This window comes from Pseudonocardia sp. (genome assembly GCF_050246655.1).
Taxonomy (GTDB): Bacteria; Actinomycetota; Actinomycetes; order Mycobacteriales; family Pseudonocardiaceae; genus Pseudonocardia.
This window is the reverse complement of record NZ_JBFWVQ010000033.1, coordinates 44,224-52,435: the sequence shown is the minus strand read 5'-3', so window position 1 is coordinate 52,435 and position 8,212 is coordinate 44,224. Positions and strand designations below refer to the sequence as shown.

At 75.5% G+C, this 8,212-nt stretch carries 9 protein-coding genes; 3 read left to right on the top strand and 6 right to left on the bottom strand.

Annotation, left to right across the window (positions count from 1 at the left end):
- On the bottom strand, nucleotides 1-452 hold a 452-nt coding region (locus tag AB7J25_RS13395; RefSeq protein WP_428508723.1), incomplete at its 3' end, for an FAD-binding oxidoreductase.
- A gap of 90 nt (nucleotides 453-542) precedes the next feature.
- Here AB7J25_RS13395 and AB7J25_RS13390 point away from each other — a divergent pair.
- A complete protein-coding gene (locus tag AB7J25_RS13390; RefSeq protein WP_428508721.1) occupies nucleotides 543-1,328 on the top strand; it encodes a MerR family transcriptional regulator in 786 nt (261 codons plus the stop codon).
- A 109-nt stretch (nucleotides 1,329-1,437) separates the two neighbouring features.
- Here AB7J25_RS13390 and AB7J25_RS13385 read toward each other — a convergent pair whose 3' ends face one another.
- Nucleotides 1,438-1,959 carry a hypothetical protein gene (locus AB7J25_RS13385; RefSeq protein WP_428508719.1) on the bottom strand — a complete coding sequence of 174 codons (522 nt, stop codon included), beginning with the start codon at nucleotides 1,957-1,959 and terminating at the stop codon, nucleotides 1,438-1,440.
- Between the two features lie 156 nt (nucleotides 1,960-2,115).
- Between AB7J25_RS13385 and AB7J25_RS13380 the strand changes: the two genes are divergently transcribed.
- Complete coding sequence (locus AB7J25_RS13380; protein WP_428508717.1) at nucleotides 2,116-2,781, top strand: maleylpyruvate isomerase family mycothiol-dependent enzyme; 666 nt, start codon at nucleotides 2,116-2,118, stop codon at nucleotides 2,779-2,781.
- Between the two features lie 416 nt (nucleotides 2,782-3,197).
- Complete coding sequence (locus AB7J25_RS13375) at nucleotides 3,198-4,427, top strand: acyl-CoA dehydrogenase family protein (RefSeq protein WP_428508715.1); 1,230 nt, start codon at nucleotides 3,198-3,200, stop codon at nucleotides 4,425-4,427.
- Here the strand turns inward: AB7J25_RS13375 and AB7J25_RS13370 are convergent.
- The 4 genes from AB7J25_RS13370 to pcaG are packed head-to-tail and all read right to left on the bottom strand — an operon-like array spanning nucleotide 4,397 to nucleotide 8,207.
- The gene (locus AB7J25_RS13370; RefSeq protein WP_428508713.1) at nucleotides 4,397-5,338 is read right to left on the bottom strand and encodes a helix-turn-helix domain-containing protein; all 942 of its coding nucleotides are present in this window, start codon (nucleotides 5,336-5,338) and stop codon (nucleotides 4,397-4,399) included. The genes AB7J25_RS13375 and AB7J25_RS13370 overlap by 31 nt on opposite strands.
- An 18-nt stretch (nucleotides 5,339-5,356) precedes the next feature.
- Nucleotides 5,357-6,502: a 4-carboxymuconolactone decarboxylase gene (pcaC, locus tag AB7J25_RS13365; RefSeq protein ID WP_428508711.1), complete on the bottom strand. Its 1,146-nt coding sequence runs from the start codon at nucleotides 6,500-6,502 to the stop codon at nucleotides 5,357-5,359.
- Nucleotides 6,499-7,707 (bottom strand): lyase family protein, encoded by a 1,209-nt coding sequence (locus AB7J25_RS13360; RefSeq protein ID WP_428508709.1) that lies wholly within the window; start codon nucleotides 7,705-7,707, stop codon nucleotides 6,499-6,501. The genes pcaC and AB7J25_RS13360 overlap by 4 nt, the downstream gene beginning before the upstream one ends.
- Nucleotides 7,704-8,207 (bottom strand): protocatechuate 3,4-dioxygenase subunit alpha, encoded by a 504-nt coding sequence (gene pcaG, locus AB7J25_RS13355; RefSeq protein ID WP_428508707.1) that lies wholly within the window; start codon nucleotides 8,205-8,207, stop codon nucleotides 7,704-7,706. Before pcaG ends, AB7J25_RS13360 begins: the two co-directional genes overlap by 4 nt.
- Nucleotides 8,208-8,212: the final 5 nt, after the last annotated feature.

Genomic DNA, 8,212 nt, shown 5'->3' with positions numbered 1-8,212 from the left:
CCGCGGGCGGCGAGCGTGCGCAGCATCGACATGATCGGGGTGATGCCGCTACCGGCGGTGACGAGCAGGAGCTTCCCCGGCGTCGCGGGCAGGACGAAGTCGCCCGTCGCCGGTTCGAGCGCCACGATCGTGCCCGGCCGGGTGCGGTGCGCGAGCCGGCCGGAGACGGTGCCGCCGTCGACGGCCTGCACGGTGATCCGCAGGTCGCGGTCGTCGGGCAGGCCGGTGAGGGAGTAGCTGCGCCAGTGGCGCACGCCGTCCACGTCGACCCCGATGCGGACGTACTGGCCGGGCCGGTGGCCGGTCCAGCCGCGCCCGGGTCGGATCCGCAGCGTGGTCGCCCGGGCGGTCTCCCGCCGGACCGCGACGACGCGGCCGCGCAGCTCCCTCGACCAGAGCGGGTTGGCCAGTGTCAGGTAGTCCTCGGGGAGGAGCGGCGTCGTCAGTGCCATCAACGGAGCCGCGAGCGCTCGGAACATGACATCGAGATTGCACGAACTCATGTCACATAGCAACCCGGGATGTTTGATAATCTATGTCACATGACTGACGTGGTCGACGATGAGTCATGGCGGACGATCGATGAGCTGGCACGTGCCAGCGGGGTCACCGTGCGCAACATCCGCGCCTACCAGTCGCGCGGCCTGCTCCCCCCGCCCGAGGTCAAGGCCCGTACCGGCTACTACGGACCGGACCACGAGGCCCGCCTCGAACTGATCCGCGACCTCCAGGACGAGGGCGTCAAGCTCGACACCATCAAGAAGCTGCTCGACACCACCGGCGGCTCCACCGAGCAGATCGTCCGCTTCATCCGCACGGTCCGCGCCCTCTTCGCGGGCGAGGAGCGCCAGATCGTCACCGTCGCCGAGCTGGCCGAACGGTTCGCCGACCTCGACACCGACGCCTCCCTGCTCAAGCGCGCCCAGAAGACCGGGCTGCTGCGCGAGATCAGCGAGGAACAGTACGAGGAGGTCAGCCCGCGCCTCGTTCGCGCGGCCGCCGACCTCCACGGGCTCGGCATCCCGCCCACCCGTTCCCTCGAGGTGGTCGAGCAGCTCCGCAAGCACGCCGACGCGATCGCCAAGATCTACGTGGAGCTCTTTCTCGGCGAGATCTGGCAGCCGTTCGACTCCTCCGGCCGTCCCGAGGAGGGCTGGCCACGGCTCTACGAGACGATCGAGCGGCTGCGCCGCAACGCCGGCGAGGCCGTGGCCGCCGTGCTGGAGATGGCGGTGTCCGAGCGGCTGGACGTCACGTTCGGGCGCGATCTCGCGCGCACCGTCCGGACGTCGAGCAAGGCGGCCGATCCACCCGCGGAAGAGGACTGAGCAACCTCGCGGGTCGGGTCGGGTCGGCTGCGCACCCGCTCAGGTCGTCGGCGGACCCACCGCACACTCGACGGGCTCGCGCCCGCTCACGGCCGGCTGCCGGCGCGCGTCAGGCCGGGGTGGCCTTGTCCCCGGTCGGGGTCACGGCCCACCAGCCGCCGGTGCCGTGCGCGCCGGTCGTGGCGAGGTTGCCGTCGTCGTCCGGGCGGACGTAGACCGGCCACCCGGCGAGGGTGACCTGGGTGGTCCCGTCCGGGCGGGCGAGCCGGCCGATCGTGTCGCGGCTCACGCCCTCCAGGTCCAGCTGCTGGCCCGCGCCGACCAGCAGCGGCGCCCAGGTGTCGGTGCAGGCGCCGGTGCACGTCGAGGTCGGCGGGGTGGCGCTGTCCGCGTCGGAGCGGTAGAGCAGCCGGCCGCCACCGTCCGTCGCGACGATGCCGAGCGGGCCGGTCTGCACCGCCCACAGGCTGACGGGCGCGGTCGGGTCGTTGACCGGCCCGTGGTGCGCGTGCGGGTTCTCCGCCTGCGGAGCGGGGGCGGCCTGCTCGGGGGCCGTGGGTGCCGTGGGGGCACTGCACGCGGTCGCGAGGACGAGCGCGGCGGGGAGCCAGAATCGGGAAGCTCGGGTCACGGGGTTCACCTCTCGTCGCCACCCGGGGGCACGGCGGCGTCCATGACGCTAGTCGGGTGACACAGAGCAACCTTTTCGGCCCCCGAACGTCACCGTCGGTCGCGCCGGGTGCCAGGGGCGTGGCCCGCCCGGCCCCGGGCGTGGTTGGCTCCGCCCGTGGACGGCGTGGCGGAATGGACCGAGGCGCAGCGGCGCGTCATCGGGCTGGTGCGGGGGCTGTCGGCGCGGGAGGCGGAGACGAGGGTCCCGGCGTGCCCGGACTGGACGGTGCGGGACCTGTTCTCGCACATGGTCGGCCTTGGCGTGGACGTGGTCGCGGGCGACGAGCCCGACGACCACAACGAGGCGTGGACGGCGAAGCAGGTCGCCGCGCGCCGCGACCGGGACGTCGCCGCGCTGGTCGCGGAGTGGGAGGAGGTCGCCGATCCGCTGCGGGCGTGGATGCGCGCCCACGGCATCCGGCCGTTGTTCGACGTGATCATCCATGAGCAGGACCTGCGCGGCGCGCTGCGCGAACCCGGCGCGCAGGACACCGCCGCGACTGCCGCCGTGCGGGAGCGGTTCGCCGGTCGCTTCGCCGCGAAGGTGGCGGGCCTGCCGCCGATCGCGCTGGTCGGCGGGACGTGGCGGTGGGGCCCACCGGACGGTGCCGAGCCGGAGGTGGTCGTGGAGGGGACGGACTTCGAGCTGACCCGCGCACTCCTCGCCCGCCGCTCCGAGGCCCAGCTGCGCCGCTGGACGACGCGCGGCGACATCGGGCCGTACCTGCAGGCGTTCACCTCGCTGGGCCCGCTGGCGGCGACGGACCTGACCGAGTCGTAGGACGATCCCACCCGCGGCCCTCGGCCGCACACATGTGGGAACCTCGGCACACACCCGAGGGTGCCGACACACACCGCCGGACGTATGTGCCAGCACCGTCGGCTGTGTGCGACCACCGCAACACATGTGCGAGCCCATGCGCGGCACGCGCATCGCCTGCTCGCTGCGTTGACGCCGCCCGGGTCGCGGCCCGCCGCGGTCTGCTCGAACACTGTGCTGCGGCGCCCAAGACACGTGCTCCGCACTCGAACAGGTGTTCCGCCTTGTTCGGCCGGTCGCACCACGCTCCATCGCCCACACGCGAGCCCGCACACCGGGCGCTCCCGGCCAACCCGTCGGGCACGCGGGGCCAAGACCCGCAGCCGCGCACGGACCAGGCTCGCCGGTGACCACCGCCGTCCCGAGGAGCCGCCGCCATGCCCGTCGACTTCACCCTGACACCCGCGCAGCACGAGCTGCGCCTGGCCGCCCGCGAGCTCGCTCGCACCGTCCTCGCCGAGGTCGGGCCCGCGACCCGCCACCTCGCCACCCCCGAGGAGCGGTGGCGCGCCACCCGCCCGATCTACGAGAAGGTCGTCACCGAGGGCTGGCTGCGCCGGATCCTGCCCGAGCCCGCGGGCGGCGAGGGCCGGGGCATGGTCGATCTCGCGCTGGTCGCGGAGGAGCTCGTCGCCGTCGACTCGAACGTGTCGCTGACGCTCTTCGCCGTCACGCTGGGGCTGACGCCGTTGCTCGTCGCGGGCACGCCCGAGCAGGTGGGCGCACATCTGCCCCGGTTCCTCGAACCGGCGGGCGCTCCGCTCGCGGCGTTCGCGTTCTCCGAGCCCGGCGGCAGCGCCAACTTCGACGCGCCCGCCCCGGCCGAGGGCGTGCGCACCACCGCGGTCCTGGACGGCGACGAGTGGGTGATCAACGGCGCGAAGCGGTGGGTGTCCAGCGCGGGTGGCTGGGACGGGCGCGGCCCCGACCTGCTCACGGTCGTCTGCCGCACCGGCGCCGACGAGCTCTCGGTGATCGCCGTCCCGGGCCCGGTCGACGGCCTCACGGTTGAGGCGAACCTCGACCTGCTCGGCCACCGCGCCCACCAGATCCCGGTCGTGACCTTCCGCGACGTGCGTGTGCCGCGGGAGAACGTCCTGGGCGGCGAGGGCGCCGGTCGCGAGGTCGTCGCCATGAGCTTCACCCCGACGGCGGCGCTGGTCGGGGTGTTCGGGCTGGCGAAGATGCGGGCCGCGTTCGAGTTCGCGCTGGAGTTCGCCCGCACACAGGCCCGTGGTGGGACCGGCCCGATCCTCGACCACCAGGCTGTCGGCTACGCCCTCGCCGACGCGAAGGGCGCCATGGAGGCGGTCCGCTCCCTGTCGTGGCGGGCCTGCCACGCCCTCGACGCCGGGTCGCCGGGCGCTGCGGAGCTGGCCCTGCACGCCAAGATCGTCGGATCGGAGACCGCGGTGCGGGTGATCACCGACCTGATGCGCGTGGTGGGCATCGAGTCCTACAGCCACGAGGCCCCGCTGGCGGAGATCCTGCAGGATGCGCTGGTCTACCCGCTGTTCGACGGCGGCAACATGGGGGTGCGGCGCCGCCAGCTGCACGCGCTGCTCGCCGACCCCGGCTACGACCCGTCGGCGACCTTCCTCGCCTGACGCACCTCGCGTGGTGGCGTGCCGAAGTGGCGCCGGAACGCCCGGCTGAACGATGCCGGATCGGCGAACCCGTGCCGCGCGCCGATCTCGGTGATCGACGCCGTCGTGGCCGGGTCCGCGATCAGCCGGGCGCAGCGCTCCAGCCGCATCGCCCGCACCGTCGCCGCGAAGGATCGCTCCTGGTCGGCGAACAGGCGGTGCAGCTGCCGCGACGAGATCGCGAAGCGCCGGCACACCGAGCCCACCGACAGCCGGGGGTCGCCCAGGTGGGCCGCGACGTGGCGCAGGACCGCCGCGCGGGTGGCGGCCCGCGGGGCCGGGGCGGCGTCCGCGACCCCGCCCAGCGCGAGCGCGACGACCGACGCGAGCGACTCCTCCAGCTCGACCGCCCCGGCCGGCTCGTCCAGCTCCCAGAGTGCGCGCATGAGCGAGGTGACGACCCCGCCGAGGCCCCCGGCACCACCGATCGCGCGGCCCGTGCCGTGCAACGGGTCCGGCAGGCGGGCGGCCAGCGTCGCGTGCGGCACCCGGAACGACAGCATCCGCCAGTCCTGCGGGAAGTCGAACCAGTACGGCTCGGTGGTGTCGACGACGGTGAACCCGCCGGGTTCCACGACCGACTCCGCGCGCCCCTGGCGCACCCGGCAGCGGCCCGCGAGCTGCAGGTTCACGAAGTAGTAGGCGGCCTCGCCGCGGCGGACCTCCCGCGGTCCGTGCGCGGTCCGCTGGCGCCGCGACCGGATCTCCGCCCGGTTCAGCGCGCCGAGCGGGCGGGTCTCCACGCGGCTCGCGAAGTCCGGTGTCTCGGCGTTCGGTGCCGGGTCGAGCGGGACGAAGGCCTGGCAGATCACCTCGCGCCAGTAGCCGAACTGCTCGCCCGGTGGGCGCCGCGCGATGTCCCAGACCGGCATGCGCTCAGCGTCCCAGGCTCAGCGTTCCTCGGCGAGGACCTCCTGCGCGATCCGGAAGGCACCGTTCGCCGCGGGCAGCCCGCAGTAGATCGCCGCGTGCAGCAGCACCTCGCCGATCTCGGCGTCCGTGAGCCCGTTGCGCCGCGCCGCCCGCAGGTGCATGGCGAGCTCGTCGTCATGGCCGAGGGCGACCAGCGCCGCCAGGGTGATCATGGAGCGGCTGCGGCGGTCCAGGCCGGGCCGGGTCCAGATCTCGCCCCAGGCGTAGCGGGTGAGGAAATCCTGGAAGTCGCGGGTGAGATCGGTGGTCGCGGCGACGGCCCGGTCCACGTGCGCGTCCCCGAGGACGGCCCGGCGCACGGCCATGCCGTCGGCGTGCGGATCCGGGACGGGATGGGTCGCCACCAGGCGTGCCACGGTGCCGGGCACCTCGGCGGGCGCGAGATGGGCGACGCCGTCGAGCACCACCAGCCGGGCCCCGGGCACCGCCTCGGCGATCGCGCGCAGCGCGTCCGGGGGCGTCGAGACGTCGACGGCCCCGGCGACGGCGAGCACCGGCGCGGTGATCCCGGCGAGCCGCTCACGGACGTCGAACGTGGCGAGTGCCCCGCAGACCGCGACGTAACCGTCGTCGTCGATCGACGGGAGCTCGTCGAGCAGCCGGGCGGCCCGCGCGGGCTCCCGGTCGGCGAAGCCGGGCGCGAACCACCGCGCCGCCGATCCCTCCACCATCGCCTTCGTGCCGCCCGCCCGCACCGCCGCGATCCGCTCGGTCCAGGACTCGGCGGTGCCGATCCGCGCCCCCGTGCACAGCAGGGTGGCCGCCGCGATCCGGTCGGGAGCGTCCAGCAGCAGCTGCAGGCCCACGGCGCCGCCCACCGAGTCGCCCGCGTACCGGAACGTCGCGCGTGCCGCCAGGTGCTCCTCCACGGCGGCGAGCACCCCCGCGGCCAGCTCGGCCATCGTGAACGGGCCGTCCGGCGGCGGCCCGGTGCCGTGGCCGGGCAGGTCCCAGCCCAGGACGTCGAACTCCTCGGCGAGCGACGCCGCAGCGGTTCCCCACAGGCCCTCGGCCGACGTGCCCAGCGACGGGCCGAGCACGAGCAGGGGCCGGTCCGGCCGGGCGGGGCCGAGCGGGACGGTCGAGACGGCCGGGACGGTCACCGTTGCTCCTCCGGGAGGATCGCGCGGGCCCGCTGCAGGGCCGCGTCGACGAGCAGGTCGGCCGCGCCCGTGTAGGACGCGGGATCGGGGTCTCCATCCTCGTGCAGGCCGCGGCGCTCGGCGAGCAGGTCCGCCGCCGCGGCGTCGAGGGTCGCGCGCATCCGCTCCGGGTGCACGCGCAGGCCCGCCAGCAGCTCCGAGGCCTGCGACCCAGCGCTGACGGCACCTCGGCCCAGCTCGCGCAGCGCGTCCCACTCCAGGTGCCAGGCACCGTCGGGGCGCTCGTCGCGGGCGTCGGCCGCGGCGAGGTGCAGCCGCGCGGCGAGATCCGGCGCGGTGAGCGCCGCGCGCCGGATCAGCACCGACAGCACGGGATTGGCCTTGTGCGGCATCGTCGACGACCCGCCAGCCGTGCCCTCGGCGAGCTCGCCGATCTCGGGGCGGGACGCCGTGAGCACGTCCGCGGCGATCCGGCCCCACGCGTCCGTGGCGCGGACCAGCGCGTCGCCGACGCGGGTCACCGGGGCGCGGGCCGTGTGCCAGGGCGGCGCCGCGTCCAGCCCGAGGCCCGCGGCCGCGTCGACGGCGATGCGCACGGCCGTCGCGGGCGGCTCGGGCGAGCCCGCGACGCGGGCCAGCTCCGCGGTCGCCGCGAGCGTCCCCGCCGCCCCGCCGAACTGCGCCGGGAACCGCAGCGCGGCGACGTCGGTGTGGGCGTCGAGCACCCCGGCCAGCCACGTCGCGGCCTTCAGCCCGAACGTGACGGGCACGGCGTGCTGGGTGAGGGTGCGCCCGGCCATCGGCGTGTGGCGGTGGCGTTGCGCGAGGGCGGAGAGCGTCCCGGCCTGCGCGACCAGCTCGGCGCGTACCCGGGCCGCGGCGTCGCGCACGCACAGCATCAGCGCGGTGTCGAGGACGTCCTGGCTGGTCAGGCCCCGGTGCACCCAGCGAGCGACGGACGGCTCCGCGCGCTCGCGCAGCAGCACGACCAGCGGGATCACCGGGTTGCCCCCCGCCTCGCTGCCTCCGGCGACGCGCGGGAGGTCCTCGCCGGTGATCTCCGGCACGGGACCACCCGGGCCGAGGCCCGACGCGCCGAGGGCGGCGAGCCACGCCGCCTCGACCGCGGCCATCGCCCGCAGCAGCGCCGCGGGCGTCAGGAGGTCCCCGGCGCGGTGGTCGCCCGGGAGGAACAGCTCGGTCACCGGTGGGCGAGGAACACGGTCTCGGCCGCGCCCTGCAGCACGACGTCGAAGCGCAGGCCGTGCGCGTCCATCCTCGCGAGGAGGGTGGCGCGGCGCTGCGGGGGCAGCGTGTCGAGGAACGGGTCCGTGGCACCCGGCGGGTAGACGCGGGTGAACAGCGCATCCAGCAGGCCGCGCGCGAACACCGTCATCGCGACGAACCCGCGGGGCTCGAGGGTCGTGAACGCGTAACGCCCCTCGCCGTCGGTGGCGGCGCGGCCCCAGCCGGTGAACGTCCAGCCGTCGCGGTGCAGCGACCCCGCCTCCTGCGGTACGCGCCCGTCGGGGCCGGCCTGGCGGATCTCCAGCAGCGCGTCCGGGACGGGAGCGCCGTGCCCGTCGAGCACGCGCCCGTGCAGCCGGATCGCGCCGGGGCTCCCCGGCGGCACGAGGTCCGGGCCACCGGGGTAGGGCAGCGCGTGGGCGAAGAACGGCCCGATCGTCTGGCCGGGGGTGCTCACCGCGC